The 25,524-nt window shown below is 67.4% G+C and carries 27 protein-coding genes; 9 read left to right on the top strand and 18 right to left on the bottom strand.

Annotation, left to right across the window (positions count from 1 at the left end; all coding sequences use genetic code 11):
- The first annotated feature begins 115 nt into the window (after window positions 1–115).
- Entirely contained in the window at window positions 116–856 is a 741-nt protein-coding gene (locus tag CYFUS_RS10945) for a hypothetical protein (protein WP_198316535.1), read from the top strand.
- A 258-nt stretch (window positions 857–1,114) separates the two neighbouring features.
- Here the strand turns inward: CYFUS_RS10945 and CYFUS_RS10940 are convergent, their stop codons facing one another.
- The 3 genes from CYFUS_RS10940 to CYFUS_RS10930 are packed head-to-tail and all read right to left on the bottom strand — an operon-like array spanning window position 1,115 to window position 3,998.
- Window positions 1,115–1,900 (bottom strand): hypothetical protein, encoded by a 786-nt coding sequence (locus CYFUS_RS10940; protein WP_157758385.1) that lies wholly within the window; start codon window positions 1,898–1,900, stop codon window positions 1,115–1,117.
- Window positions 1,897–2,544 (bottom strand): hypothetical protein, encoded by a 648-nt coding sequence (locus tag CYFUS_RS10935; RefSeq protein WP_095985168.1) that lies wholly within the window; start codon window positions 2,542–2,544, stop codon window positions 1,897–1,899. Before CYFUS_RS10935 ends, CYFUS_RS10940 begins: the two co-directional genes overlap by 4 nt.
- Complete coding sequence (locus tag CYFUS_RS10930; protein WP_157758384.1) at window positions 2,511–3,998, bottom strand: hypothetical protein; 1,488 nt, start codon at window positions 3,996–3,998, stop codon at window positions 2,511–2,513. Before CYFUS_RS10930 ends, CYFUS_RS10935 begins: the two co-directional genes overlap by 34 nt.
- A 799-nt stretch (window positions 3,999–4,797) precedes the next feature.
- Here CYFUS_RS10930 and CYFUS_RS10920 point away from each other — a divergent pair.
- Window positions 4,798–5,610 (top strand): class I SAM-dependent methyltransferase, encoded by an 813-nt coding sequence (locus CYFUS_RS10920; protein ID WP_095985165.1) that lies wholly within the window; start codon window positions 4,798–4,800, stop codon window positions 5,608–5,610.
- 9 nt (window positions 5,611–5,619) lie between these two features.
- Here CYFUS_RS10920 and CYFUS_RS10915 read toward each other — a convergent pair whose 3' ends face one another.
- Together CYFUS_RS10915 and CYFUS_RS10910 are read right to left on the bottom strand one after the other, a co-directional pair.
- On the bottom strand, window positions 5,620–6,069 hold the full coding sequence (locus tag CYFUS_RS10915; protein WP_095985164.1) for a hypothetical protein: 450 nt from the start codon (window positions 6,067–6,069) through the stop codon (window positions 5,620–5,622).
- Between the two features lie 59 nt (window positions 6,070–6,128).
- Window positions 6,129–6,950, bottom strand: coding sequence for an SDR family oxidoreductase (locus CYFUS_RS10910; RefSeq protein ID WP_095985163.1), 822 nt, complete (start codon window positions 6,948–6,950; stop codon window positions 6,129–6,131).
- Window positions 6,951–7,148: 198 nt separating this feature from the next.
- Here CYFUS_RS10910 and CYFUS_RS10905 point away from each other — a divergent pair, with 198 nt between their 5' ends.
- Genes CYFUS_RS10905 through rimO form a run of 4 tightly spaced genes read left to right on the top strand, consistent with a single transcriptional unit; the run spans window position 7,149 to window position 11,839 of the window.
- Window positions 7,149–8,792 (top strand): ribonuclease J, encoded by a 1,644-nt coding sequence (locus CYFUS_RS10905; protein ID WP_095985162.1) that lies wholly within the window; start codon window positions 7,149–7,151, stop codon window positions 8,790–8,792.
- Window positions 8,793–8,807: 15 nt separating this feature from the next.
- A complete protein-coding gene (locus CYFUS_RS10900) occupies window positions 8,808–9,305 on the top strand; it encodes a YajQ family cyclic di-GMP-binding protein (RefSeq protein ID WP_071901183.1) in 498 nt (165 codons plus the stop codon).
- A gap of 4 nt (window positions 9,306–9,309) precedes the next feature.
- The gene (locus CYFUS_RS10895; RefSeq protein ID WP_095985161.1) at window positions 9,310–10,422 is read left to right on the top strand and encodes a hypothetical protein; all 1,113 of its coding nucleotides are present in this window, start codon (window positions 9,310–9,312) and stop codon (window positions 10,420–10,422) included.
- Between the two features lie 43 nt (window positions 10,423–10,465).
- Window positions 10,466–11,839, top strand: coding sequence for a 30S ribosomal protein S12 methylthiotransferase RimO (gene rimO, locus CYFUS_RS10890; protein ID WP_232537782.1), 1,374 nt, complete (start codon window positions 10,466–10,468; stop codon window positions 11,837–11,839).
- Between the two features lie 40 nt (window positions 11,840–11,879).
- Here the strand turns inward: rimO and CYFUS_RS10885 are convergent, their stop codons facing one another.
- The 8 genes from CYFUS_RS10885 to CYFUS_RS10850 form a co-directional block, all read right to left on the bottom strand.
- Complete coding sequence (locus CYFUS_RS10885) at window positions 11,880–13,331, bottom strand: hypothetical protein (protein WP_095985159.1); 1,452 nt, start codon at window positions 13,329–13,331, stop codon at window positions 11,880–11,882.
- Window positions 13,332–13,337: 6 nt separating this feature from the next.
- Window positions 13,338–14,087 (bottom strand): LolA family protein, encoded by a 750-nt coding sequence (locus tag CYFUS_RS10880; RefSeq protein ID WP_095985158.1) that lies wholly within the window; start codon window positions 14,085–14,087, stop codon window positions 13,338–13,340.
- A gap of 80 nt (window positions 14,088–14,167) precedes the next feature.
- Window positions 14,168–14,857 (bottom strand): TrmH family RNA methyltransferase, encoded by a 690-nt coding sequence (locus tag CYFUS_RS10875; protein WP_095985157.1) that lies wholly within the window; start codon window positions 14,855–14,857, stop codon window positions 14,168–14,170.
- A gap of 4 nt (window positions 14,858–14,861) precedes the next feature.
- Window positions 14,862–16,244 (bottom strand): GTPase ObgE, encoded by a 1,383-nt coding sequence (gene obgE / locus CYFUS_RS10870; RefSeq protein ID WP_095985156.1) that lies wholly within the window; start codon window positions 16,242–16,244, stop codon window positions 14,862–14,864.
- Window positions 16,245–16,376: 132 nt separating this feature from the next.
- Window positions 16,377–16,643 carry a 50S ribosomal protein L27 gene (gene rpmA, locus CYFUS_RS10865; RefSeq protein WP_002629150.1) on the bottom strand — a complete coding sequence of 89 codons (267 nt, stop codon included), beginning with the start codon at window positions 16,641–16,643 and terminating at the stop codon, window positions 16,377–16,379.
- A 59-nt stretch (window positions 16,644–16,702) separates the two neighbouring features.
- The gene (gene rplU / locus CYFUS_RS10860; RefSeq protein WP_002629151.1) at window positions 16,703–17,011 is read right to left on the bottom strand and encodes a 50S ribosomal protein L21; all 309 of its coding nucleotides are present in this window, start codon (window positions 17,009–17,011) and stop codon (window positions 16,703–16,705) included.
- A 321-nt stretch (window positions 17,012–17,332) separates the two neighbouring features.
- Window positions 17,333–17,797: a hypothetical protein gene (locus CYFUS_RS10855; RefSeq protein ID WP_095985155.1), complete on the bottom strand. Its 465-nt coding sequence runs from the start codon at window positions 17,795–17,797 to the stop codon at window positions 17,333–17,335.
- A gap of 5 nt (window positions 17,798–17,802) precedes the next feature.
- On the bottom strand, window positions 17,803–18,822 hold the full coding sequence (locus CYFUS_RS10850) for a hypothetical protein (protein WP_157758383.1): 1,020 nt from the start codon (window positions 18,820–18,822) through the stop codon (window positions 17,803–17,805).
- Window positions 18,823–19,224: 402 nt separating this feature from the next.
- Here CYFUS_RS10850 and CYFUS_RS10845 point away from each other — a divergent pair, with 402 nt between their 5' ends.
- From CYFUS_RS10845 to CYFUS_RS10835, 3 genes are all read left to right on the top strand, one after another.
- Window positions 19,225–19,443, top strand: coding sequence for a hypothetical protein (locus tag CYFUS_RS10845; protein WP_095985153.1), 219 nt, complete (start codon window positions 19,225–19,227; stop codon window positions 19,441–19,443).
- Between the two features lie 379 nt (window positions 19,444–19,822).
- On the top strand, window positions 19,823–20,158 hold the full coding sequence (locus tag CYFUS_RS10840) for a hypothetical protein (RefSeq protein ID WP_157758382.1): 336 nt from the start codon (window positions 19,823–19,825) through the stop codon (window positions 20,156–20,158).
- Between the two features lie 80 nt (window positions 20,159–20,238).
- Complete coding sequence (locus tag CYFUS_RS10835; RefSeq protein ID WP_095985151.1) at window positions 20,239–21,201, top strand: isopenicillin N synthase family dioxygenase; 963 nt, start codon at window positions 20,239–20,241, stop codon at window positions 21,199–21,201.
- Between the two features lie 9 nt (window positions 21,202–21,210).
- Here the strand turns inward: CYFUS_RS10835 and CYFUS_RS10830 are convergent, their stop codons facing one another.
- From CYFUS_RS10830 to CYFUS_RS10810, 5 genes are all read right to left on the bottom strand, one after another.
- Window positions 21,211–21,756: a hypothetical protein gene (locus CYFUS_RS10830; protein ID WP_095985150.1), complete on the bottom strand. Its 546-nt coding sequence runs from the start codon at window positions 21,754–21,756 to the stop codon at window positions 21,211–21,213.
- A gap of 89 nt (window positions 21,757–21,845) precedes the next feature.
- Window positions 21,846–23,285, bottom strand: coding sequence for an Asp-tRNA(Asn)/Glu-tRNA(Gln) amidotransferase subunit GatB (gene gatB, locus CYFUS_RS10825; protein WP_095985149.1), 1,440 nt, complete (start codon window positions 23,283–23,285; stop codon window positions 21,846–21,848).
- A 20-nt stretch (window positions 23,286–23,305) separates the two neighbouring features.
- The gene (gene gatA, locus CYFUS_RS10820) at window positions 23,306–24,766 is read right to left on the bottom strand and encodes an Asp-tRNA(Asn)/Glu-tRNA(Gln) amidotransferase subunit GatA (protein WP_095985148.1); all 1,461 of its coding nucleotides are present in this window, start codon (window positions 24,764–24,766) and stop codon (window positions 23,306–23,308) included.
- Between the two features lie 4 nt (window positions 24,767–24,770).
- Complete coding sequence (gatC, locus tag CYFUS_RS10815) at window positions 24,771–25,058, bottom strand: Asp-tRNA(Asn)/Glu-tRNA(Gln) amidotransferase subunit GatC (RefSeq protein WP_002629158.1); 288 nt, start codon at window positions 25,056–25,058, stop codon at window positions 24,771–24,773.
- 23 nt (window positions 25,059–25,081) lie between these two features.
- A complete protein-coding gene (locus CYFUS_RS10810; RefSeq protein WP_095985147.1) occupies window positions 25,082–25,411 on the bottom strand; it encodes a zf-TFIIB domain-containing protein in 330 nt (109 codons plus the stop codon).
- Between the last annotated feature and the right edge of the window lie 113 nt (window positions 25,412–25,524).

The raw sequence follows: 25,524 nt of genomic DNA, 5'->3' as shown, positions 1-25,524 counted from the left end.
GAAGTTCCTGGAACTCGACGGTGCCGCGCCCATTCAGCACCTCCTGGAAGCCTGACTCCAAGAGTCTATACATTCTTCCTACATCCGAAGTAGGAAGAGGAGAGGAGGCGCGGACATGAGCGACACATCGGATTGGAAGGGACGTCGGCTGGGCCCGTATCAAGTCGGGGACCGTTACCCCGAGATCCCCGAGGACGAAGGCCGGCTCTATGAGGCACACCACGTCGAAACGGGAGAACCCGCGCTGGTCATGATGCCGGGCACCGGTGACGACTGGCGTACGTCCGCGCCTTGGAGCGCACAGACCACGAGCTTCACTGGGCCAGACGCCCTCGTCGTGCACCCCAAACGCTCGGCCGGGGCGAAGCTCCCGACGTTCCACGAGATGACCCTGGGCTTCATCCGGCTCGCGGGCATCCTGGCCCAGCTCGACGGGCGGGAGGACGTACGGGCCCACTTCGCGCGCGAGCCCCGGTCGACCTCCTCACGACGCAAGGCGCAGCGCTGGGGACTGGCGGGCGCGGGATTGGCGCTGGCCGTGGGACTCGCGCTCCTGCTCTGGCCTCGGGGCACCCCGCACCTGAGGACAGGCAACACATCCGTCGAGTCCATCTTCTTCTCCGATGACCAGGATACCCTCGCCTTTCCAGCCATCGCCTACCCGATGCCGGAGACGGCGTTCAAGGAGCAGCGCAAACCTCCGTGTATCCCCGAAGCTCAAGTGGAGATACGCGGTGGATGCTGGAACGAACTCGCGAAGACCGCTCCCTGCCCGCGCAGTACGGCCGAGTACCAGGGCAGGTGCTACGTGCCCGTCAAGAAGCCGGACCCACAACCGAGTTCTGTCCAGCCCTGAACCCAGGCATGCGTTTGAGCCGTAAATGCTCGCCGAGCCGCGTGGTCGAAGCGCTTGACGACGAATGGAGGGCGCAAGGGGGCGCTCACCACAGTGCGACAAGCTCTTCACGTCATGACGGGCTCGGGCGAGCATTTACGATTTTGAGCTTGCTGCCTTACCGCGGAAGTTGGCATCTCAGCCCTATTGTCCACGTAACCGGGGCAAGCCCACAGGCTGGGAATGTCCGGAGCCTGGACGAGGCTGCCCCGGCATCCGTCATTCATCCCGGAACCACTCCGCCGGGATGCCCAGTGCCACCAATATCCGCTCGGGAGAGTTCTCTCCCTTGATTTTGCTGACCTCCGGTACGCAGGGATCCGGACGGAGCGGTCGCGTGAATCGCTCAATGCCCTCTCCTGCTTGCATTACCGTGACCGAGAATGTGTCCAGGCTCGGCGATGCGGTTACCCCATACACAGTTGTCTGGGAAAATCGTTCTGAAAGGGTGATGTGTGCGAAATTCATGCCCGCTGTGCCGCCAGCGAGAAGGAGCCCTTGCGGCGTGTCCTTGAAATGGTAGCGCCCCGGTGGGAATGGTTCGCCATGGTCTTCTTCTAGCGCGTGACGCGCCTCCGCTGCTTGGACTCCTTCGATCAATGCGACCGTCCGCAGTGGCTTCCTCGCGGTTCGAGCTGATGCTCTCTGGCTGCCTGGTAGCGGACAGCCGAGAGACGTTGCCAGGGCCTCTGGGTCCATCTCCAGGACCTCGAGCGCACCGTTTCGCCACGAGATGACGGTCCATGGATCGTTGGCGCGATCAATCGAGTACACGGGTTCATCACATCCGAGCAATAGTTCCTCGGCGAGTTGCATCTCGGCGCCCACGTCGCTGGGGTCCGTCCCAACGATGGCATGATAATGGCCACTGCCCGGGATGACTTCGAAGGGCTGCTCTTTCCCAAGCTCTTGATCCATTTCCGTCATCACGATGGATCGGGCACGGCTCTCCAGTTGGGCAGGCTCGCCCGGAGTCAGGACTCCCCAAAGAGGCCATCCACTCATGGCGCACCTCCAGACAAGTCCTCTGGCAGTTTGAGTGCCGCACGCAAGTGCTTTGTCAGCTCCAAGATCTTCGCTTCCTCTATGTGGATGAGCAGCACGTTTGGCGAGTTCTCATCCAGGAAGGTGGTCAGTTTGTTCCTGGTTGGCCTGCTTAGTTTGTCGGTAACAACGAGAAACGGTGGCCCCCGAGGAGCCCTTGCCGCATCGGTGAGTTGGTCGAGCAGGTGTTCGAGTTGCTTTGCGAGCACCTCTTGGGCTTCGTTGAGCTTGGCACCGCCCTGTCGGGCCCGCCAGGCGTCGAGCGATTGGCGCCACCGGCTGTCGTTCCAACCTTTTACTTCCACTCCATGTTGAAGCTTCGACCCCGTCATCGCCGTAACGACGTCGTCAATGACGTGGCCCCCTGCCATTTTTACCTGCCGCCCCGTCAGCCGAAAGCCAGGGAAGAGTTTCTGCGCATTGCGCTCTGTCAGCATTTCCACCGCGATGCCACGGAGTTGCTCGCGCGCCCGACGTTGCACCGTTAGATTCCCAGGTTCCGCTGCCGCCTGCTGGAACAGCCTCCAAGCTGTCTTCTCATTCCTGGCCATGGCATTGAGATCCTCCAGGGTCAGCCCTGTGGATCGCAGCCAGCCCAGGTCCACGGCCCCTGAAAGCCTTCCTCGCCAACCCAACCATTGCCTCGGCGTCCAGTTCCGAGTGACTGACGAGCCACTCGGCTTCCTTCATGAAGATGAGCGGATCCTTCAGGCTCGGCGATCCAGAGCGGTGCAGCAATCCAGGTAGTGTCGTTTTCGCCGCACCGCGCGCGGACGAGCGCAGCGATTCCACGGCGGCGAGGTAGGCCTGGGCCTTGTCGGCCGGCAGCGCCGCCGCGCGCCGCGCCACCGCACCGTAGGCGAGCGCCATCTCCTGGCTCTCCGCCGCCAGCAGCTTCAACGCCCCCAGCGTCTTTTCGGCCTCCTGGGCCGCGAGCCCCGCGCCGCGAATGCCCCCGAGGGCCCTCGCCCGAGGTGACGAGCTTGTGGATGTCCCGGCCAGCCAGCGCCACCATGGCCAGGTCATGTACCGCGAGAAAGTCCCGTCCCTCGGGCGTCCGCGACAGCTCGTCCCGGTACGTGTCCACCACCGCCAGAGTCGCCACCAACGACCCACTCGAGGTGAGCTTGCGCTCCAGCGGTGGAAACTCCCGGTCAGGCGTGGACACCAACACACGCGCCAGCAGGTGCACTGCGTCCTCCTTCATGTCGGAGGTGAGCGCGGGGCCCGTGAGGAGGGTGTTGAAGACGCCCAGTCGTTCGTCCGAAGTGAGGAGGGCGAGCACGTCGTGCTCAAGGGAGACAAGGGGCTGGGGCGCTCGCGGTGTCGCCGTGGCAAGGGCTGTCTGGAGGAGTTCTCGTCGCAAGGCCGCCAACTCGCCCGTACCGCCTCCCAGCCCCGGCCGCCAGTCCCCCGGTCGAATGAGGAGCGTGCCCGGGTAGTACCAGTAGGCATTACCCTCGAGGTGTTCGAGCGGGTCGGGAGCGCCAGCAACGGTGTTGAATTCGGCGCTGTAGCCCCGCCAGCGCCCGTCCTCCCCGGAGATGATGACGCGCGGGCTTCCACGTGGTGCGTTGCGCACGCGCAGCTCCGCCCGCTCCAGGGACGTCTCCTCGGTGAGCAGCAGCAAGGTGCGAACCTGGAGGCTGGAGCCGTCGGCGAAATAGAAGCGGCCCACCACGCTGCCCGGGGCGAGGACGGGCGAGCCATCCGTGACGCCGTAGCTCGCCGTGAAGCGTTTGGCGCGCAGAGCGATGGCCTTTCGCAGGGGCTCGGCGGCCTCTCCGAGGAGGCGTCCACGCCGCGACTCGTCCCTCAAGGGCTCGAGCGCCTGGAGGTACCGGTCGAAGTAGCTCTGCCCCGCCCCATCCTGAATGTCCGAGCGTTGAGCCCAGCGCAGGCCGCGCTCCACCAGTGCGGCGGCCCTGGCCCTGTCCAGGGAGGCCGCCGAAAGCTGGGCGCGGCTCCACGCGACATCCGCCTCCAACCGCGTCTCCAAGGCATGGCGCAGGGGGGCGAGCAACTCCGGCACGAGCGCTGGCGGGTGGCGCACGCGCACGCAACGTGGAGGCCTTCCATGGCGCTGGAGAAAGGCGCTCGGGGCTCGATGTCGAAAGCGCCCGCCGCCGAGGCATCCCCGAAGAGCCGCGAGGCAATCTCCTCGCGCGAGGCGTACCCGGGAACCCAGAGCAGTTCGGGCCGAGCCGGGTCCACCTGAACGGGGAGCGGAGCCAGCTCGACCGAGAGGCCGGCCCGCGCGCCGGCCTCGTCCTCGAGCGTGTCCTCCCGCTCGGGCTCGGACGGCTCGTCCTCCAACCACTCTGGCGGGATGTCCTCCATGGGGGGGAGGCGCCAGACTCCACCCGCCTTCACCACCAGACGACCGGGATCCACCACACGCAGAACGAACACGCCCTCCTTCCAGTCCTCCAGACGGGGGCCGAGGGCTTCGGCTCGCGAATGCGCTTCGGCCGAGAGCGTCACCCTCACGCGCCTCAACTCCGCGCCGGCCGCGCTCATGCTGGCCACGAGACAGCTCGCGAACAGGAGGGCCTGGAAACGTCTAGCCCACTGGCCGAGCGCCGAAACCATGGGCCCCGTGCTGGTGCCCCGGACGACGATTGCGTAGTCCTTCGCCATGCGGAGTGCCCCTTGAAACAACAACCGCCCGGAAAGATGGCCCGGGGCACTGACTACCCGAAAAGGCGGGTGGAACACCTTCCATGGCGGAGTGCTCTCCTGTCAACGCTCTCTGTCCAGCCCTGAACCCAGGCATGCGTTCGGCAGCGGATGCCTGCCCGCCAGGGGGATTGCGAGCGTGAACCCCGGAGGCAACCCTCTCCAGCAAGGGAGGCCTCGTGAAAAAGCAGGAGTACATCCACGGTTACGACCCCGTCGAGCAGGAGCGATTGATCGAGCAGGCCCGCTATCTGGACAAGTGGGTCCGCCCAGGTGTCGACTTCAAGCGCAAGGCCCGGGTCCTCGAAGTGGGATGCGGCGTGGGCGCGCAGACCAAGATCCTCTTGAAGCGCTTCCCCGAGATCACCATCGACGCGGTGGACCTCAGCCCCGAGCAGCTCGAGGCCGCCCGTCGTTACCTCAAGCGCGAACTCGAGGAACAGCGCGTGCGCTTGATCCAGGCCGACGCCGCCGATCTCTCCGCCCTCGAGGCCAATTCCTATGACAGCGCATACATCTGCTGGTTCCTGGAGCACGTGAGGGACCCCCTCCAGGTCCTGAAGGAAACCCGGAGCCGGCTGAAGAGGAACGCGCCCATCTTCGTGAGCGAGGTCTTCAATCAGGCCTTCTTCGTCAATCCCTACTCGCCCTCCCTGCTGAAATACTGGTTCGAGTTCAATGACTACCAGTGGGAAACCGGCGGGCATCCCTTCATCGGTGCGTCGCTCGGCAACCTGCTGACCGAGGCGGGCTACCGAAAGGTGCACACCGAGATCAGATCCTTCCACTTCGATTCGCGCCAGGCCCAGGAGCGCGAACGGTTCACGAGATCCTTCGAGAAGGTCCTGTTGAGCGCCGCGCCCGCGTTGCTCAAGGCGGGGCGGGTGGATCGCAAGACCATCACGAAGCTCAAGAGGGAGCTGGTGCGTGTCGAGAAGGCGAAGGACGCCGTGTTCTACTCCGCCTGGGGTCGTGCGGTCGGCCGGGCCTGAATTCCAGGCTCACACGGCGAGCACATGCGACACGTGCAGGAGCACTCCGGGGACCACCCCGGGCCACACCGAGGCGAGGATGTAGCCCGCGAGCGAGCCGAGGTAGCCCAGGACCTGCCCGGTCCGGGCGCGCGTGTCGTCCTTGGGGTAGGCGGCGAGGCTCACGGGGAGGAACGAGCCCACGCCCACGAGGTACCACAGCGGCCGCCAGGCCTCGGGGTGCGCCTGGAGGGACAACCCGAGCGCGGCCGCCACGATGAGCCCCTGGAGGAAGCACAGGGCGAGCAGCAGCACGAAGGCGGTCGCATCCGGGCCCGAGAGCTTCTGGGGAGAGCCCGTCCCCGCGGAGGGTTGTTGGGAGAGGGCCTTCTTCACCAGGGGCGTCAGGGCGAGCCCGAGCAGCTTGCTGAACAGCAGGTTGAAGACGAAGACCTTGAAGAAGAACAAGACGAACGACATGCGCCCTCCCGGAACGACCCTCGGCGAAGGCGCACCCTAGCAGGTGTGGTCCGCGAGGCTCAGTCGATGAAGAAGTCCGGCAGGGGCTGGGTGCCCGGCTTGACCAGGTACTTGTCGAAGTCCTTCACGCCCTGCTCGCGCAGCAGGTCCTCGTCGAGGAAGAAGTTGCCGGTGCACGAGCGGCTGTCGCGCGTGAGGATGGCGTAGGCGGCGTCGGCCATGATCTCCGGCGTGCGGCTGGCCTCCATCATCCCCTGCCCGCCGAGCATGTTCACGGCGGCGGTGGCGATGGTGGTGCGAGGCCAGAGCGCGTTGAAGGCCACGCCCTGGTCGCGGAACTCCTCGGCCATGCCCAGCACGCACATGCTCATGCCGTACTTGGCCATGGTGTAGGCCACGTGGTTCTGGAACCACTTGGTCTTCATGTTGAGCGGCGGCGAGAGCGTGAGCACATGCGGGTTCTTCGCCTTGAGCAGCTCGGGCAGACACGCCTGGGTGGTGGCGTAGGTGCCCCGGACGTTCACGCCGAACATCAGGTCGAACTTCTTCATCGGCGTCTCGAGCGTGCCCGTGAGGCTGATGGCACTGGCGTTGTTCACCAGGATGTCGATGCCGCCAAAGCGCTCCACGGTCTGCTTCACCGCCGCGTGGAGCTGGTCCTCGAAGCGGATGTCCACCATCAGGGGGAGTGCCTGTCCGCCGGCCTTCTGAATCTCCTCGGCGGCCGAGTAGATGGTGCCGGGCAGCTTGGGATGGGGCTCGGACGTCTTGGCGGCGACGACGACGTTGGCGCCATCGCGCGCCGCGCGCAGGGCGATGGCCAGGCCGATGCCCCGGCTGGCGCCGGTGATGAAGAGGGTCTTGCCCTTGAGCGTGCTCACAGCAGGTCCTTTCGCGGGGGCTCCCGTTCGGAGCCTCGGTCCACGGCCTGCCTACTTCGTCCCGCCAGGGAGCGCCAGGGGCACGTCGAGGCATCCTCGCCTCGGAGTTCTCCTCTCTCCAGAGGGCTCGTTCCCCGAGCGAGGGGGAGAGCAGATTCCTGCGGCCGGCCCGACCCTCAGCTCTTATGATGTAGGAACATGCTCCACGTCATCCCCCTGGGTGGGCTCGGAGAAATTGGCCTCAACGCGATGGTCATCGCCTGCCGCGGGGAGATGCTCCTCATCGACTGTGGCTTGATGTTCCCGCCGGTGAGCAGCCAGGGCGTGGACGTCATCGTCCCGGACTTCACCCACCTGCGTCAGAACGCCTCGCTCCTGAAGGGCATCGTCCTCACTCATGGCCATGAGGACCACATCGGCGCCCTGCCCTTCCTGCTGAACGAGCTGAAGGTCCCCGTCTACGCCACGCGCTTCACGCTCGGCATGCTGCGCCACCGGCTCCACGAGCTGGGCGTGGAGGCGGACCTGCGGGAAATCGAGCCGCGCCACCCCTTCCCCGTGGGCAGTCACTTCACGGTGGAAGCCTGTCGCGTCACCCACACGGTGCCCGACGCCGTGGGCTACATCGTCCGCACCCCCGAGGGCCCCGTCATCCACACCGGGGACTTCAAGTTGGATCCGGATCCCATCGACGGCCTGCGCACGGACCTGGAGCGCTGGGGCGAGCTGGGGGACGAGGGCGTGCTCTGTCTCCTGTCCGACTCCACCAACTCCGAGCGCACCCACGAGACGGGCAGCGAGCGCGACGTGGAGCACACCTTCGAGCGGCTCTTCCGGGACGTGAAGGGCCGCATCGTGGTGGGCATGTTCGCCTCCAACCTGCACCGCGTGCGGCATGTGCTGGAGCTCGCCCGGAAGCTCGAGCGCGGCGTGGTGCCGCTCGGCCGCAGCATGGCGCGCAACATCGAGATGGCGCGTGAGCTGGGCTACCTGCCCGGCGTCACCGACTCGCTCTTCGTCCCGCTCGAGCACGCCGCCACGCTGCCCCCCGAGCGCACCCTGGTGCTCGCCACGGGCTCCCAGGCCGAGCCCCGCGCGGGCCTGTCCCAGCTCGCCTCGGGGGATGGCCCCCTGCGCCTGGGTCCGGGAGATCTCGTCGTGCTGAGCGCCCGCGCCATCCCCGGCAACGAGCGCGCCGTGTCCGGACTCATCGATCAGCTCCTGTGGCGCGGCGCCCGCGTCGTCTACCCGGAGCTGGAGCCAGGGGTGCACGTGTCCGGCCACGCCAGCCAGCCCCAGCAGCGGCGCGTGCTGGAGCTGGTGCGCCCGAAGAACTTCGTCCCCATCCATGGGGAGTACCACCACCTGCACCGACACCTGACCACGGCAAAGGAGTGTGGGCTCGCGCCCGAGCAGCTCCTGCTGGCGCAGGATGGGGACCTGCTCGCGTTCGAGGAGGGCCGGGGGCATTTCGCCGGCAGTGTGCCCACCGGGCGCATCTACCGGGATCGCTTCGGCCAGGGGCAGGTGACGCCGGAGATCCTCCAGGAGCGCACCCGGCTGGCCGAGACGGGCATCATCGTGGCGGCGCTCGCCATCGAGCGGGCGAGCCTCAACGTGCTGACGGGCCCCCAGCTCACGTCGCAGGGGCTCAACCTGGACGAGCAGGTGCTGCTGACGCGGGTGGCGGAGGACGCCCGGGGCTTCTTCCTGGAAATGTCGCGAGAATTGAGGGGGGACGACGCCCGGGTCCGGGAGGAGCTGGTGAAGGCCGTGCGACGGGCCTTCCGGCTCTACAGCACCAAGCGGCCGGTGGTGGTGCCGATGGTCCTCAAGGTGTGATAAGCGGCCCCAGCCATGCCATCCTTCGACGTCGTCTCCAAAATCGATCTCGCCGAGCTCGACAACGCGGTCAACCAGGCCAAGAAGGAAATCACCACCCGCTACGACTTCCAGGGTGCCCAGGCGGACATCGTGCTGGCCCCCGACAAGACGTCGCTCACGGTGAAGGCCAACACCGAGGACCGGGTGCAGACGGCCAAGGAAGTGCTCCTGGCCAAGCTCGCCAAGCGCGGCATCTCCCTCTTGGCGTTGGAGTACGAGCCCATCGAGAAGACGGGCCTGTCCAACTGCAAGCAGCTCATCAAGCTGCAGCAGGGCATCCCCGTGGAGAAGTCCAAGGAGCTGGTGAAGCTGCTCAAGGACGCCAAGCTCAAGGTGCAGGGCTCCATCCAGGCGGACCAGCTCCGGGTGACGGGCAAGAACAAGGATGACCTCCAGGAGGCCATCGCCCTGTTCCGCCGCGAGGCGGATCGGCTGAAGCTGGACATGCAGTTCACCAATTTCCGGGACTGACGCCATGCGCCCCCTCCTCGTCTCCGCCGTACTCGCGGCCCTGTGCCCCCTGTCGGCCACCGCCCAGGAGTCCTCCGAGCCCAAGCCGCGCCAGGTGAAGGCGGTGCCCGCGCTCGGCCGCGAGCCCAAGCTGGACGGCAACCTCAAGGACTTCCCCGCCACGCTCACCCTCAAGTCCCCGGCGGATCCAGCCGCGAGCGCGTCGTTCACCGCGCGCGTGGGCTGGCGCAAGGAGACGCTCTACGTGGGCGTGGAAGCCACGGATGATCAGCTCCAGTCCGGGGATCTGCTCACCCTCACCCTCTTCTTCCCGGACGCGGGCGCCACCGCGAGCGGCCATGTCTTCCGCTTCGGCTTCGACGGCAAGCGCGCCTCGCCGCCCGACAGCGGCACCTCCGCGTTCGCCCAGAAGCAGGTGGACGCGGGCGTGCAGCGCCAGGACAACCGGTTCACCTTCGAGGTGGCCATCCCCGCCCGGGCCCTGCCGCGCATTCCCGCCGTGGACGCGCTCAACCTCGACCTGTGCCTCACCTACGACGACGTGGACACCGGCGCCCAGCCCTCCGCCGTCTCCAACTGCAAGAGCGGCGGCATGGTGGGCGAGGTGCTCCGGCTGCCGGACGAGTTCCGCAGGGGCCTCAAGCTCAAGCCGCCCGAGGGCGTGACGGGGCTGGAAGGCCGCGCGGGAGGCTGGCTCGGCTACGGCGTGCTCCACTACCCGTCCTGGGTGGAGGCAGACGCCCCCCTGACGCCCGATTCGCTGGAATCCCTCGTCGCCCCCCGGCCGTTCAAGGCGAGCGAGGCCGGGGTGAATGTCCCGGAGACGCTCACCCTGCCCGGGGGCAAGCCCCTCGTGCTGGTGCTCTCGGGGGCCAACCCCTACACCGGAGGCACCTGTGACTCGGAGAAGGAGTTGCGCCTGGGGGTCTACCTGGTGAAGGGAAAGACGGCGCAGCGGGTGCTCGAGTGGCCGGCCGCCACCTGCGCCCTGGGACGCACCACGTCCCTGGAATTGGATGAAACGGGCTCGTTGAGCATCAGCTACTCCAACGGCCCGACCGTCAACTTCGCCTGGAGTGAGGACCACTTCGAGCGGACCGAACTTGGAATGCGGTAGGAGTCCCGTGCACGCCCCTTCTGGAAACAAGAATCTCTACATGATGACCCTCGGCTGCCCGAAGAACCGGGTGGACTCCGAGGTGATGCTCGGCACCCTCAAGCAGCGCGGGTACTCGCTGGTGCAGGATCCCGCCGCCGCCGAGGTCATCGTCGTCAACACCTGTGCCTTCATCGGCCCCGCCAAGCAGGAGTCCGTGGACTCCATCCTGGAGATGGCCGAGTTGAAGAAGACGGGGGCGTGCAGCACGCTCGTGGTCACCGGCTGTCTGTCGCAGCGCTACGGCGCCGAGCTCGCCAAGGAGATGCCCGAGGTGGACCACTTCCTCGGCACCAGCGCCTACGCGCAGATCGGCGACCTGCTCGCCGCCGAGGCCAGCCCCCGTCAGGTGATTCCGGACCCGGACTACATCCACAACGCGCAGACGCCGCGTGAGAACTCGATGCCGTCGTACACGGCCTATCTGAAGATCTCCGAGGGCTGCGACAACGCGTGCGCCTTCTGCATCATCCCCACGCTGCGCGGTGGCCAGCGCTCGCGCACCATCGAGGATGTGGTGGCCGAGGCCCGCAAGCTCGCGGACTCGGGCGTGCAGGAGCTCAACCTCGTGGCGCAGGACCTGACGGCCTACGGGCACGACTTGCCGGGCCGCCCCAAGCTGCATGACCTCTTGCGCGAGCTGGTGAAGGTGGACGTGAAGTGGATCCGCCTGCACTACGCCTACCCGCGCGTCTTCACCGACGAGCTCATCGAGCTGATGGCGACGGAGAAGAAGATCGCCCGCTACCTGGACATGCCGCTGCAGCACGCGAGCGACAAGCTGCTCCTGTCGATGAAGCGCGGCCGGGACTCGAAGTTCCTCAAGGAGCTGCTCACCAAGCTGCGCGCCCGGGTGCCGGGGCTGGTGATGCGCACCTCGATGATCGTCGGCCTGCCGGGTGAGACGGAAGAGGACTTCGAGCTGCTCAAGGAGTTCGTGAAGGAGCAGCGCTTCGAACGGCTGGGCGTGTTCCAGTACTCGGACGAGGAGGGCACCGCGGCGTACGACTACGCGGACAAGGTGCCCAAGCAGACCATCGAGCGGCGCTGGCGCGAGGTGATGGCCATCCAGAAGCGCATCAACCGCGAGCAGAACAAGAAGCTCGTGGGCCAGCGGATCGAGGTGCTGGTGGAGGGCCCCAGCGAGGAGTCCGAGCACCTGCTGGTGGGCCGCCACGAGGGCCAGGCGCCGGAGATCGACGGGCAGGTGTACATCAACGACGGCCTGGCCTACCCGGGCGAGTTCGTCACCCTGGAGATCACCGAGGCGCACGACTACGACCTGGTGGGCAAGGTGGTCGAGCGGCCCAACCCCAAGGACCGGGTGCTCAAGCCCCGCGAGTCCTTCCCGCTGCCGGTGGCGGCGGCTCCGCGCTAGGCGTCCGGAGTGAGACCCGGCGCCGCCCCTTCCGGCGGCGTCAGTGGGGATCCTCGGGCTCCAGCTCGCGCTCCTTCTTCGTCGGCGGCTTGGGGGTGTTGCTCCGCTGGGGCAGCACGGCCCCGTCGCCCAGGGGCGTGGGCTGGCACTCGCACACGGTGCGCCGGGTGCTCGGCTGGTGCACGAAGATGCACGCGTTGGGGCACTCGGCGAGCGGCCCTTCCTCGAAGAGCGCCAGGGCGTAGCCGCGCACGGACCGCAAGGCCTCGGCGCACTCGGGCATGGACTGCGCCAGCTTCGGCCACGGCACCAGGTGCTGCGTCGTCACGCCCCGGCTGGTGGGCGGGAACGAGAACCCCACCTGACACTCCAGGGACACGGGCTTGCCGTCCTCGCCCAGCGGCTCCAGGTGCACCCGCCCACCGACGGGGACATCCCGGAACACCGCCCCCGTGACGGCCGTGCGCTCTCCCGCGCCGCGCCGCACGTGCAGCGCGAAACACGCCTCCTCGCGAGGATCCTCCGAGACGGCCGAGGCCCCCGGACGCGCGCAGCGCTGAGGGCCCTCGCCACCCACCACGCGGGGCCGCCGCAGCACCAGCGTGCTGCCCTGCACGTCCACCGTGGCGCGGAAGCGGCCCCACACGTCCGCGCCCAGGCGGCCCAGCGTGGTCGGGTTCTTCCACCCCACCCCGGCCTCCACCACCAGCGGCGCCACGCCCACGCCCGAGGACACCTCCACCGCGTCCACCAGGAAGGCCCTGGGCGGCAGTCCGGCCGTGGTCTCCAGGCCGTGCAGCCCCTGCGCCTCCGCGGGCCCCAGGGCGAGCCGCGAGAAGGGCTCACGCGTGCCCAGCACGAAGGGCCCCGTGAGGACGGACTCGCCCTGCGTCACCCGCGCCGCCAGCAGCGGCCAGTCGCCCACGGGCTCGCGGGTCAGCTCGAGCACCTGCACCTCCTCGGCCGACTCGGCTCCCACGGAGGCGGCCTCGGCCAGCCAGGCATCGCGGGGACGGGTCTTCTCGAAGGACACCTCCCGGCGCAGTGGATCCACCGTGAAGGCATAGGGCGCCAGCACGTCCGCCCCGAGCGTCACCGCGCAGGCCTGCTCCCCGGTGAGGCCCATGCCGCGAGGGCCCAGGAGGACGCCGCCCACGCGCAGCCCCGAGACACGCACCAGGGGCCAGTCGCGCAGGCCCCCGAGGCCGGCGTAGACATCCGGCACGCGCGCCATGCCCGTGACAGGAGGCACGGGCCGCTTCTCATCCCAGCACCCCGAGGACACCGCGGAGAGGGCGCGGGCCACGTCCAGCACCACCGGCACCGCACGGCCATTCAAGTGGCCCTCCACCACCAGCCGCAGCTGGGGCGAGGGCAGCAGGGGCAGCGTCTGGCCCACGAAGGTGCCCGGCGTCTCGGTGGCGACGGGCCGAGCGGCCTGGTGACAGCCGGCGAGCAGCAGCAACAGGGCCGCGAGACGTGCGCGTGCCATGGAGGGCTACTTGGGCATCATCTTGGAGAGATCGTCGATGCGCGTGCCCTCGGGGGGGTTGATCTTGAAGCGCGCCTCGTCGATGCCCACGTTCGTCTTCAGGTTGAGGAAGGCGATGGCGTTCTCACTGCCGTCGGGATCCACCACGGTGCTCTTGAGCACCTGCGCCGTCTTCGGATCCACCTCCAGGCGCACCTGGCGGAAGCGCGGCTCCGTCTTGGCCGGGTCCAACACCAGCAGCGTGCCCTTGCAGTCCTTGCACTCGCCCTTGGTGATGGTGAACTCGTCCGCGAGCCGCCCCTTGCCGAAGAGGAACGTCACCGAGGCGGAGAGCTGGCTCGTGTCGATCCGGCCCACGCTCAACGTCTGGGCCTCGGGGTCGTGCGCGTACACCTTCTCGCCCGCCAGCACGAAGGTGCGCTTGGAGGGCTTCTCGTACTCCCAACGCATCAGACCGGGCTTCTTGTAGATGACCGTGCCCGACGAGGACTGGGTGCGCCGCAGGGCCTTGTACTTGTAGTCCTGCTTGAAGTCGGACGAGAAGTCCTGCGTCTTCTCGTAGAAGGCCTGCATCCGCTCCACCAGGTCCTTCACCTCGGGAGTCATCGCCTTCTTCTCGGGTGCCTTGGGCGCCGCGGCGGGAGCGGCCGCCTGCTGGGCGGGCGCCTGGACAACCGCCTTGGGCGCGGGGGCCGCGGCCGTCGGAGTGGCCGCCGGGGCGGCGAGCAGGGTCATCAGCAGCGTCTGGAGGTGCATGGTCGAAGCTCTCTCCTTGGATGGGCACAACGCCCACGGGATGCATCTGTTCCTGTCGACGGGTCGCCCCGAACGGGCATTCAAGGCGCGGACGGAGGCGCTTTCTTGAAGATCTTCTTCCGCTGTTTCACGGCGAGCACATAGAAGCGCTCGCGCAGTTCCTGCGCCTCGCCTTCCGTCAGATCGCCCACGCGTCCGAGGTGCTCCTCGCGCCAGGAGATCGCCCGGGTAACGCACGCCGAGGCCGCCGCGGAGATGTTGAGGCTCTGGCTGAAGCCGCGCATGGGAATCCAGAACGTCCCATCCGAGCCCGCCAACACCTCGGGGCTCACGCCCTCGCGCTCGTTGCCGAAGATGAGCGCGATCTTCGAGTCGAAGCGCATGGAGTACAGGCTGGTGGCATCCTCGCGGATGGCGGACGCGTACAGGGAGAAGCCCCGCGCCTTGAGGGCCGCGCGGCACGAGGCGAAGTCCCGGTAGATCTTCACGTCGAGCCACTTGTCGCAGCCCTGGGCCACCCGCGAGTTGGGCATGAAGGGCGCCGCCGGGTTGACGATGACGTGCACCTCCTGGAGGCCATTGGCCTCACAGGTGCGCATCACCGCCGCCATGTTGAAGCTGTCCTCCAGCCGATCCAACACGATGGTGAAGGTGCGCGTGCGCTGGGAGATGACCTTGTCGATCTTCTCCTTGCGCACGTCGAGCAGGAGCGACTCCGGATCGATCGGAGCCCTGTCGAGCTTCTCGTAACGAGGACCTCCGCCCGCCATCGCGTCAGGCCCTCCGGCGGCGAGCCGCTCCAGACGCCTTGCCCGCCGAGCTCCGAACCGTCCGCGTCGCCGTCTTCCGGGCCGGAGCCTTCTTCGCCGCCGCCTTCTTCACGGGTGCCTTCTTCACGGGTGCCTTCTTCGCCGCTGTCTTCTTCGCGGGCGCCTTCTTCACGGCACCCTTCTTCGCAACGGTCTTCTTGGCCGGAGCCTTCTTGGCCGGAGCCTTCTTCACGGGCGCCTTCTTGGCGGAGGACTTCTTCGTGGCCTTCGCGGCGGCCTTCTTCACGGGCGCCTCGCGGGCCGGGGCCTTCTTCACGGCCTTCGCGCTGGCCTTCTTCTCCGCCCGAGGCGCCGGCGGCGGCTCCACGTGCAGCTTGTCCGTGCGGCCGGTGAAGAGCACCTCGGCCACCGCGTCCAGCAGCGGCTGCATGCCCAGACCCGTGGCGCACGAGATGGGGAACACGGCGATGCCGCGCCGTTGCAGCTCGCGCGTCACGGACTCCTGACGCTCCAGCGCGTGCGGCAGATCCAGCTTGTTGAGCGCCACCACCTGGGGCTTGTGCGAGAGTTCCTCGCTGTACTTGCGCAGCTCCGTGTTGAGCGTGTCGAAGTCGCGCAGCGGCTCCCGATCCTCGGTCTCGGTGCCCATGTCCAGCAGGTGGATGAGCACCTTGCAGCGCTCCACGTGCCGCAGGAACTGGTGCCCCAGACCCACGCCCTCGCTGGCCCCCTCGATGATGCCGGGGATGTCCGCCATCACGAAGGACAGGCCGTCCTTGTACTGGACCAGACCCAGGTTGGGCACGAGCGTGGTGAACGGATAGTTGGCGATCTTCGGACGGGCCCGGCTCACGATGGAGATGAGCGTGCTCTTGCCCGCGTTGGGAAAGCCCAACAGCCCCACGTCCGCCAGCAGCTTGAGCTCCAGGCGCAGGGTGCGCTCCTCTCCCGGCGTGCCGTCCTGGGCGAAGCGCGGCGTCTGCCGCGTGGAGGTGGCGAAGTTCATGTTGCCCAGGCCGCCCCGGCCACCCTTGCACACCACCATCTTCTGGCCCGGGTCGTTGAGGTCCGCCAGCACCTCGCCGGTGGCCTCGTCCCGCACGAGCGTGCCCACGGGCACCCGGAGCACCAGGTCCTCCGCCGAGCGACCGTTGCAGTCGTTGCCCATGCCGCCTTCGCCGCTCTTGGCCCGGTGGTGCTGCTGATACCGGTAGTCCAGCAGCGTGGTGAGCTGGGGATCGGCCTGGAAGATGACCGAGCCGCCATTGCCCCCATCGCCGCCATTGGGGCCACCACGGTCGATGTACTTCTCCCGGCGGAAGGCCACGGCTCCGTGACCCCCGTCCCCGGCCTTCACCTGGATGCGGACTTCATCAACGAATTTCATCCCAGACCCTCGAAACGCGGAACGGGCCGCCTCCACGTCCAGCACCCAGAGGCGCATGGACCGGGAGCGACCCGCTCGCGAGGCAGCCAGGAGACCCGTCAACCGCGGGCCTCCACTTCAGACGACGCCGGACTAGGCGCTCGCCTGGGCCGGATAGACGGAGACCTTCTTGCGGTCCCGCCCCTGACGCTCGTACTTCACGACCCCGTCCACCGTGGCGAAGAGCGTGTAGTCACGCCCCAGCTTCACGTTGGCGCCCGGGTGGATGACCGTTCCGAGCTGACGCACGAGGATGCTGCCCGCGCTCACGGTCTCGCCCGCGTACACCTTCACTCCGCGGTACTGCGGATTGGAGTCGCGACCGTTGCGGGAAGAACCCTGTCCCTTTTTATGTGCCATGACACTGATTCCTGTGGCTGCCGGCGCGCCCCCAGGCGCTCCGGGATGTGGGTTCCGGACTAGCCGGAGATGGAGGTGACCTTGACCTCGGTGTAGGGCTGACGGTGGCCGCGGCGGCGCGTCCAGCCCTCCTTCTCCTTGCGGAAGTGCAGCACCTTGCGGTGCTTGTCCTGGGCGAGGATCTTGCCCAGCACCTTCGCGCCCGACACGGTCGGCTGCCCCACCTTCGGGCTGTCGGACCCACCGAGCAACAGGACGTCGTTGAAGGTCACCTCGGCGCCAACGTCCCCCGAGACCTTCTCGATCCGGAGCACATCGCCCTCGGCCACGCGGTACTGCTTGCCGCCCGTGCGAATGACTGCGTACATCGTCGAACCCCTGGTTGTCCGGGTTGATTCAACCCGTATAAGACCGGCGAGCATTCCGGACGCCTGAAAAACCCGTCCTTCATGCCAAAGGGCGCCCGATCTACGGGAGATACCCAGGGGAGTCAAGGCGGATGGCGGGATCAGCGAACAGAACCGACCCACCTGCTGACCTCCGCCCCGCCCCCTGGGAAGACCTGCGGCCCCATCCTACATTTACTGCCTCTTCATGCAACCCCGCGAAGCCTGGGAGGGGCCGGATTCCGCACTCCCGGTGAAGGACCAGGGGTGGCCAGGCGAGCAGGCGCAGCGCGAGGCGGGCGCCTACTTGTCGGCGTCGAGGACCACGGAGACCAGGGACGGCGCGTCGTTATTCGAGAAGCCGAAACTCAGGCTGCCCCAGGGCCGGGAGTAGACCAGGTACACCGGCGAGTCCGGGGGCTCGCGGGGAGAGGGAAAGGCCAGCTCGGGGGACGGTCCGAAGTGGCGCAGCACCTCCTCCCGCGTCACCCGCACCGTCGGCTCCACCCTGCACAGCAGAAATCCATCCTTCCGGCTGGCCTTGTCGGTCGGCACCCTCAGTTCAACCTCCTGGAAGGGGGCCCGCGTGCCGTCCACGGACCCGGAGTAGATGTTGAAGTATTCGTTCGACATCGCGGGCTCGGGATGAAGCGAGAGCCCCACGAGCCGGGATACCCCCTCGGGTTTGAAGGGGCGGCTTTCGGCCAGGTTGGAAACCAGCGCGAGGATGTTCAAGGTGGTCGTCATGATGATGTCAGGCTCGTCCATGGGTCTCAGCCACCATGCCCGTACCCCTGAGAGGCATTGTAACTGCGCGCATATTGATTCCAGTGCTCCGTGTAATGATTGGAGTAGTACTCATTGTAGGTCGCGAACTTGCCGATAGAGGGGCGTTCCTGGGCGTAGATTGTCGAGATCTCTTGCCGCGCCGTGTCCAGGGTCTTTCTACCCGCCCGGTACTCATTGAAGATTTTCAGATACTCCTGACCATTTACTCCAGGGAGAGCGATCTCCGACCCGTTGTGGTCCAGGACTTCGGCCCGTGCCCTGAGATGGTTGATGACCGCATCGGCTTCTCTCAGCAGCGCATTTTGAGTGTTCGGGGTGATATAGTCCTTGGAATGCTGACCCCTACTGACCCCGACCAACGCCACATGGGGAAAGGGCTGATTCGGCCCATTCAATTCATCCAGCGCATGGCTCACCTCATGAGCCAACAGGCCAGTCTCAGCACGCCTCAAGTATTTGAGGTTGTCGGCATTGCTGGGATCTCTGGATGGATTCTCCCTGATGTAGATTTTCTTTGCCTTGAGGTCTGAATAGTTGCCCGTGACGTTGGGCCCATACTCGACAACCCACCCATTCTTTTCCAGCTTTTTCAGATCGCTCCACAGCGTTGGGGATTGTTGCGCCAAGCGCTGTATTTCCACGGGCAAGGAAGCCCTGATGGTGGCCCGGCTCGTTCCCCCGCGAGAGGTCGAGGCGGATGCCTGGGGAACAACGGGGGCCTGCTGAGCGGAGACGGAGACCCGCCGAGCCCTCGGGGGTTCGACTGGGACCACTGGGGTCTGCTGGGGTGGCGGCCGCAGCGGTTGGCTGGTCACGGTGTTCGTGTTCGGCCTTGCCCTCGGGACGGCGGCGAAACCGTAACCCTGCGGAGGTTGAGAATACCCCGCCACCTGCTTGTTCTCCTGCTTATCCCCACCAAGCCCCATCGCCGCCATCATTCTGGTCAGCGAGTTTGAGCGCTTCTTGACCTGCGGCTGGCTGTCCGAAGTGGTGGTGCGTTGCATCGAGGGGGTTCTCTCCGTACTCCCCCTGAACTGCGACCTCCCCCTCTCCTCCGCCCCCCCCTTGCCCGTGAGTGCTCTGAACAACGAGCGCGAGCGAGACCGCGGCTTGATGTCCGCGGTGTTGGTGGGTGGGTTATCGTCCCGCCGCAGCCTCCGACCCCGCTCCCCATCCGCCACTTCTGATCTTCCTGGTCTGCTCATCGAGACCGAGCGCCCATAGCCGGCCGCGGAGTCAGCGCGTCGGCGCGAAGTGGTTGGTGGCGGCTGCTGCGGATATACTGGCTGCTGCGGCTGATACGCCACTCGGTTGGCCGTGGTGGAGCGAGAGCGTCCGCGCGAAGTGGTTGGCGGCGGCTGCGGATATGCCTGCGGTGCCGTTCGGTCGGCCCTGGAGCTAGAGCGTTGGCGCGAAGAGTATACCTGCTGCTGCTGTGGATTGACTGGAACCGCGATGGGCTGCGGCGGGTACGCCACTGGCGGCTGGAACCCCATCTGCTGCTGCGCCAATTGCTGCTCATACGCCATCTGCGCCTGCTGCTGCGCCAATTGCTGCTCATACGCCATCTGCGCCTGCTGCTGCGCCGGATCCTGCCGAGCGAACCTGGTTCGCGGATCGCTTGAAAGATTCCGTGCTCTATTCAGCCGACGACCTCCGCCTCCGCCTACGCCATCCATACAGGCACCCATGCCTTTCCATGAAAACGTATTTTTACTTTTCCAGCGGAAACACTGCTTGGAGCAAGAGCCAGCGCCGCATACGCGCCATGCGTATTTGCATGCACCTGCCCTGACCCGAAGGCATCCGAGTACCTCGCGACAGCGGGCGCGGGAAGTGGCGCATAGGGTGCTCCGTCACCCGCCCTCACCCCTCCCCTGGCACGTCGCACTGGGGCCGGAAGGGGATGAAGACGCGGCGAAGCGGGCGAAACGAAGGAGCCGATAGGAGTCGGGCTCGGGTAGGATAGAACACCACCTCTCCCTCCAACCCAGGAGTCTCCCCATGAGGATGTCCGTCTGGCCGCTCCTCCTGACGGTGGCGCTCCTCGGTGGATGCCGGGGCGCCCCGTGCCAGGAGCTGGCCAAGGCCTATGCCGCCGTGGAGCGCAAGGCCCAGCCCTGTCTGGCTCAGTCACCCCTGCCCGCCTTCGATCCCAACCACTGCGAGCAACACCAGACCGCGTGCGACGCCGAGGATCTGCGGCAGCTCGACGCGCAGGTGGAGTGCTACCAGCGACTCGACACCTGCCAGGTGGACAAGAAGGACGCCTTCCTCGAGGACATCACGCGCTGCGACGACCGGGCCCCGAGCAACGCCTGCGAGGCCGCCATCTTCTAGGGCCGCGACGCCTGGTTGCTCCGCGTGCGTCCCCTCGGGGATCACGCCCTCCCTGGCGAGTCGCGTAGAGTGCGCGTGCCATGTCTCGTTCCGCGCGCCGCATCCCCCTCGTCAACCTGTCCCACTACCGCTCCGGCACTCCCGAGGAGCGCACCCGCTTCGTCCGGGTGTTCGGAGAGGCCCTCCGGGAGTTCGGATTCGTCTCCGTGGAGGGCCACGGCATCGACGACGGGCTCATCCGGCGCACCTACGCGGACGTGGAGGCGTTCTTCCACCAGCCCGAGGCCGTCAAGCAGCGCTACCACGTGCCCGAGTTCGGCGGACAGCGCGGCTACACGCCCTTCGGCCGCGAGCACGCGAAGAACCGCACCGTGGGCGACCTCAAGGAGTTCTGGCACGTGGGGCGCGACCTGCCCTCGGGCCACCCGCGCAGCCCCTCCGTCGCCGCCCACAACATCTGGCCCGAGGAGGTGCCCTCCTTCCGCGCCAACACGCTCGACCTCTACCGCGCGCTCGACGAGGCGGCGGCGGTGATGCTGCAAGCCATCGCCGAGTACTTCGGCATCGAGCGCACCACCTTCAGCGACATGGCCCAGGACGGCACCTCGGTGTTGCGCGTCATCCACTACCCGCCCCTCAAGGACAGGTTCGTCCCGGGCGCGGTGCGCGCCGCCGAGCACGAGGACATCAACCTCATCACCCTCTTGTGCGAAGGCACCGCCTCGGGCCTGGAGATCCTCACCCGGGATGGCGAGTGGATCCCCGTGGACACGCTGCGCGGGCAGATCGTCGTGGACTCGGGCGACATGCTCAGCCGCATCACCAACGGCGTCATCCCCGCCACCACCCACCGCGTGGTCAACCCGCCCTCGCCCGCCGAGGACAACACGCGCTACTCCATGCCCTTCTTCGTCCACCCCTATCCGGAGTGCGTGCTCGCGCCGCTGCCGAGCACCGTCACCCCGGACAAGCCGGGCGAGCCCCCCATCACCGCCGACGCCTTCCTCAAGCAGCGTCTGCGGGAGATCGGCCTGCTCAAGTAGCCCGGGGGCTCACCCGCCCACGGGGCCGAGGTCCGTCACGTGTCCGCGGCCCCACTGCACTCCCCGCTGCGCCCGGTAGTCCGTGAAGAGCGAGCCGAGAATGGTGCTCGCCCCCACCACGACGTTCACCACCGTGGCCCACCGGCTGCGGCGCGAGTAGCCCAGCAGGAAGGGCGCGGCGATGACCTTCAGGCTCCACACGTGATCGATGGCCTCATGCATCTCGATGGGAATGAGCTTGCGCAGGCTCAGCCGGTAGTCGGTGAGCAGTGACACGCCCAGACCCGCGCACCCCAGCACCACGCCCGCGGTGCGAGCCACGGCGCAACGGGACAACAACCCCGCGCCCAGCACACTCAGGGCCCCCTGGTAGTCCATCAGCGAGTGGATGTCCTGCGGGATGAGCCGGCGCAGGGGCAGCACGCCGAACAGGGGCATGGCGGGAATGCCCGCCGCCGCGCTCTTGTCCCAGAGTCCCCTACGCTCGCGCACGGCGAGGGGAACGGGAACGGCTTCCCGGGGGGTCTTCTTGTGCCAGTCGGGGGTGAGATCCATGAGCGTCTCCTTGAGAAGCGGACCGCTCCTCAAGGATAGGTACGCGGACAGCCCCTCATGGCGCTCCGCCCGGCGCCTCGCCCGGATGCCTACTCGCCCAGCTTCTTCTTGAGCAGGTCGTTCACCAGGGCGGGGTTGCCCTTGCCCTTCATCGCCTTCATCACCTGCCCCACGAAGAAGCCGTAGATCTGCTTCTTGCCCGCCCGGTACTTCTCCACCTCGCCCGCGTTCTTCGCGAGGATGTCATCCACCACGGCCTCGATGGCACCCGTGTCGCTCACCTGCGCGAGCCCCTTGTCCGCGATGATGGCCTCCGGGTCCTTGCCCGTGCGGAACATCTCCCCGAACACGTCCTTGCCCGCGTTCGCCGAGATGCTCCCCTTCTCCACCGCCGCGAGCAGGTTCGAGAACTGCACCGTCGAGAAGCGCAGCGTGGTGACGGTGCCGCCCTCGTCCTTGAGCAGCCGCAACAGCTCGCCGAGGAACCAGTTCGACAGCCGCTTGTAGTCCTTGAAGTGCTGCGCCACCGCCTCGAAGTAGTCCGCGAGCGGGCGCTCGGCGCAGAGAATCTTCGCGTCGTACGCGGGCAGGCCGTACTGGCTCATGAAGCGCGACACCTTCGCCCGCGGCAGCTCCGGCAGCACCTGGGCCGCCGCCTCGAGCTGCGCGTCCGTCACGTGCAGCGGCGGCAGGTCCGGCTCGGGGAAGTAGCGGTAGTCGTGCGCCTCCTCCTTCGAGCGCATCGAGCGCGTCTCGCCCCGGTTGGGATCGTACAGCCGCGTCTCCTGATCGATCTTCCCGCCCGTCTCCAGCAGGTCCACCTGCCGGGAGATCTCGTACTCGATGGCCTGCTTCACGAAGCGGAACGAGTTGATGTTCTTGAGCTCCACGCGCTGGCCGTACACGGTGGCGCCCTTGCGCATCACCGACACGTTGGCGTCGCAGCGGAACGAGCCCTCCTCCATGTTGCCGTCGTTCACGCCCAGGTACACCAGCACGTCGCGCAACGACTTGAGGTAGTCCACCGCCTCGTCCGCGCTGCGCAGGTCCGGCTCGCTGACGATCTCCAGCAGCGGCACGCCCGCGCGGTTGAGATCCACCAGGCTCTCGCTCGCCGAGGCGTCGTGCACGCTCTTGCCCGCGTCCTCCTCCATGTGGATGCGGCGCACGCGGATGAGCTTCTCCCCCTCGGGCGTGTCGATGGAGAGCTGGCCCCACTCGCAGATGGGCTGATCGAACTGGGTGATCTGATAGCCCTTGGGCAGGTCCGGATAGAAGTAGTTCTTCCGGCTCCACACGCTCGTCTTCTTCACCGTGCACCCGAGCGCCAGGCCCGTGCGGATGGCGAACTCCACCACGCGCGTGTTGAGCACCGGCAGCACCCCGGGCAGGCCGAGGCACACGGGGCAGGTGTGGTGGTTGGGCGCCGCCCCGAACGAGGTGGAGCAGCCGCAGAAGATCTTCGTCTGCGTCAGAAGCTGGGCATGGACCTCGAGCCCGATGACCGGCTGGAAATCGCTCAGGGACATGGCGTCTCCGACAAGGGTTCTCAAACAGGCGCCAGGCGGCGCGTGAAGTCATGCTCGCGCTCGAAGGCCCGGCCGATGCGCAGCAGCTTCGCCTCGTCGAACGGCCGACCCATGAGCTGCAGGCCGATGGGCAGGCCCGCCTTCGTGAAGCCGCACGGCAGCGACAGTCCGGGCAGCCCCGCCAGGTTGCACGGCAGCGTGCACACGTCCATGAGGTACATGGACAGCGGGTCATCCACCTTCTCGCCCAGCTTGAAGGCCGGCACGGGCGAGGTGGGTGTCACCAGGGCGTCCACCTGCGTGAAGGCGCGCGAGAAGTCCTCGCGGATGAGCGTGCGCACCTTCTGGGCCCGCACGTAATAGGCGTCGTAGTAGCCCGCCGACAGCGCGTAGGTGCCCAGCATGATGCGGCGCTTCACCTCGGCGCCGAAGCCCTGCTCGCGCGTCTGGCCGTACATCTCCTTGAGCCCCCGGCCCTCGCGCGCCCGGAAGCCGTAGCGCACGCCGTCGTAGCGCGCCAGGTTGCTCGACGCCTCCGCCGGGGCCAGCAGGTAGTAGGTGGCCAGCGCGTACTTCGTGTGGGGCAGCGACACGTCCACCAGCGTGGCGCCCAGCTTCTCGTAGGTCTCGAGCGCCGCGCGCACCGACGCCTCCACCTCCGGATCCATGCCCTCGACGAAGTACTCGCGCGGCACGCCCAGGCGCAGCCCCGACACCCCGTGCTCCAGGTCCGCGGAGTAGTCCGGCACGTCCACCGGCGCCGACGTGGAGTCGAGCGGATCATGCCGCGCGAGCACCTGCAGCAGCGCGGCCACGTCCCCCACCGTGCGGGCCATGGGGCCGGGCGCGTCCAGGGACGAGGCATAGGCGATGACGCCGTAGCGCGACACCCGCCCGTAGGTGGGCTTGAGGCCCACGGTGTTGGTGAGCGCCGCCGGCTGGCGGATGGAGCCGCCCGTGTCCGTGCCCAGCGTGCCGAACACCTCGCGCGCCGCCAGCGCCGCCGCCGAGCCTCCCGAGGAGCCTCCCGGCGTGCGCGTCAAGTCCCACGGGTTGTGGCACGCGCCATAGGCGCTCGACTCGTTGGACGAGCCCATCGCGAACTCGTCCTGGTTGAGCTTGCCCACCACCGGCATGCCGGCCTGCTTGAGCAGCCGCACCGCCGTGGCGTCATAGGGGGGAATGAAGCCCTGGAGCACGCGCGAGGCGCACGTGGTCTCCACCCCCTCGGTGAGGAAGATGTCCTTCACGGCCACCGGCACGCCATCCAGCGGCCCCAGCCGCGTGCCCGTGGCGCGGCGCGCGTCACTGGCCTCGGCGGCCGCCAGGGCCCCGTGCTCGTCCAGCCGCAGGAAGGCCTTCACCTTCCCATCCACCTGCGCGATGCGCGCCAGGCACGCCCGCGTCGCTTCCACGGAACTGGTCTCGCCCGAGGCCAGCTTCGCCGCCAGCTCCAGGAGGGTGAGATCGGTCAATGACATGGCGTCACTCCAGGATCTTCGGGACGGCGAAGCTGGTGCCTCCCCGGGCGGGCGCGTTGGCCAGCGCCCGATCCGGAGGCAGCGAGGGCCGCGGCTCGTCCTCGCGCAACAGCGAGGCGGCGAGCGTGGCATGGGAGGTGGGCTCCACGCCGCTCACGTCGAGTTCCTGCAACTGAGCCACCGCGTCGAGCACGGCGGAGAGCTGCTCGGCGTAGCGCTCCTCCTCCCCCGGTGACAGGGACAGGCGGGCGAGGGTGGCCACATGGCGGACCTGCTCGACAGAGAGCTTCATGGACCGGATGCTCCCGCGCGGGACTACTTGTTCTTGAAGAGGTTGAGGACGGCGCCCATCCACCGGCCATCCTTCTCGTGCGCCATGTGCTTCTGCAGCCGCTCCAGCTCTCCCGCGTCCAGGAAGATGCCGTGGCAGTTGAAGCACGTGTCGATCTCCACGTCGCCCTTGGTGAGCGCTTGCAGATCCATGCCGCACTTGGGGCATTTCATGTGGTGCAGCTTCTTGAGCTCCTCGCGCTGCTGGGCGACCAGGGCCTGGGCCTGCTGGTAGGCCAGCTTGCGCTTCTGCTCGATCTCCTCTTGGGCGAAGTAATCGTCTTCGTTGGTGGAGGGCTTGTCCGTGTGGGCCATGATCCAGGACTCCTGGGGTGAGGATACGCAGCGGGGGCGCAAGATACATGCTCCGCCCCGTCCCGGTGCTCCAAAGTAGTCATGCGGGAGGGCCCGTGGACGGACCGCCGGAA

The sequence above is a fragment of the Cystobacter fuscus genome (assembly GCF_002305875.1).
GTDB classification, from domain to species: Bacteria; Myxococcota; Myxococcia; order Myxococcales; family Myxococcaceae; genus Cystobacter; species Cystobacter fuscus_A.
Note: the sequence above shows the minus strand (reverse complement) of the source record. Positions and strands in the feature narration are given on the sequence as shown.

Excerpts from the sequence above, each read along its gene's own strand:
- CYFUS_RS10945 (WP_198316535.1), top strand. The coding sequence starts at position 116 with ATGAGCGACACATCGGATTGGAAGGGACGTCGGCTGGGCCCGTATCAA.
- gatB (WP_095985149.1), bottom strand. The coding sequence starts at position 23,285 with ATGTCCCTGAGCGATTTCCAGCCGGTCATCGGGCTCGAGGTCCATGCC.
- CYFUS_RS10810 (WP_095985147.1), bottom strand. The coding sequence starts at position 25,411 with ATGGCCCACACGGACAAGCCCTCCACCAACGAAGACGATTACTTCGCC.
- CYFUS_RS10885 (WP_095985159.1), bottom strand. The coding sequence starts at position 13,331 with ATGGCACGCGCACGTCTCGCGGCCCTGTTGCTGCTGCTCGCCGGCTGT.
- CYFUS_RS10855 (WP_095985155.1), bottom strand. The coding sequence starts at position 17,797 with ATGGACGAGCCTGACATCATCATGACGACCACCTTGAACATCCTCGCG.
- rpmA (WP_002629150.1), bottom strand. The coding sequence starts at position 16,643 with ATGGCACATAAAAAGGGACAGGGTTCTTCCCGCAACGGTCGCGACTCC.
- CYFUS_RS10915 (WP_095985164.1), bottom strand. The coding sequence starts at position 6,069 with ATGTCGTTCGTCTTGTTCTTCTTCAAGGTCTTCGTCTTCAACCTGCTG.
- obgE (WP_095985156.1), bottom strand. The coding sequence starts at position 16,244 with ATGAAATTCGTTGATGAAGTCCGCATCCAGGTGAAGGCCGGGGACGGG.
- CYFUS_RS10940 (WP_157758385.1), bottom strand. The coding sequence starts at position 1,900 with ATGAGTGGATGGCCTCTTTGGGGAGTCCTGACTCCGGGCGAGCCTGCC.
- CYFUS_RS10830 (WP_095985150.1), bottom strand. The coding sequence starts at position 21,756 with ATGGATCTCACCCCCGACTGGCACAAGAAGACCCCCCGGGAAGCCGTT.
- rimO (WP_232537782.1), top strand. The coding sequence starts at position 10,466 with ATGACCCTCGGCTGCCCGAAGAACCGGGTGGACTCCGAGGTGATGCTC.
- gatC (WP_002629158.1), bottom strand. The coding sequence starts at position 25,058 with ATGAAGCTCTCTGTCGAGCAGGTCCGCCATGTGGCCACCCTCGCCCGC.
- CYFUS_RS10895 (WP_095985161.1), top strand. The coding sequence starts at position 9,310 with ATGCGCCCCCTCCTCGTCTCCGCCGTACTCGCGGCCCTGTGCCCCCTG.
- CYFUS_RS10880 (WP_095985158.1), bottom strand. The coding sequence starts at position 14,087 with ATGCACCTCCAGACGCTGCTGATGACCCTGCTCGCCGCCCCGGCGGCC.
- CYFUS_RS10850 (WP_157758383.1), bottom strand. The coding sequence starts at position 18,822 with ATGCAACGCACCACCACTTCGGACAGCCAGCCGCAGGTCAAGAAGCGC.
- CYFUS_RS10905 (WP_095985162.1), top strand. The coding sequence starts at position 7,149 with ATGCTCCACGTCATCCCCCTGGGTGGGCTCGGAGAAATTGGCCTCAAC.
- CYFUS_RS10835 (WP_095985151.1), top strand. The coding sequence starts at position 20,239 with ATGTCTCGTTCCGCGCGCCGCATCCCCCTCGTCAACCTGTCCCACTAC.
- CYFUS_RS10875 (WP_095985157.1), bottom strand. The coding sequence starts at position 14,857 with ATGGCGGGCGGAGGTCCTCGTTACGAGAAGCTCGACAGGGCTCCGATC.
- CYFUS_RS10900 (WP_071901183.1), top strand. The coding sequence starts at position 8,808 with ATGCCATCCTTCGACGTCGTCTCCAAAATCGATCTCGCCGAGCTCGAC.
- rplU (WP_002629151.1), bottom strand. The coding sequence starts at position 17,011 with ATGTACGCAGTCATTCGCACGGGCGGCAAGCAGTACCGCGTGGCCGAG.
- gatA (WP_095985148.1), bottom strand. The coding sequence starts at position 24,766 with ATGTCATTGACCGATCTCACCCTCCTGGAGCTGGCGGCGAAGCTGGCC.
- CYFUS_RS10840 (WP_157758382.1), top strand. The coding sequence starts at position 19,823 with ATGAGGATGTCCGTCTGGCCGCTCCTCCTGACGGTGGCGCTCCTCGGT.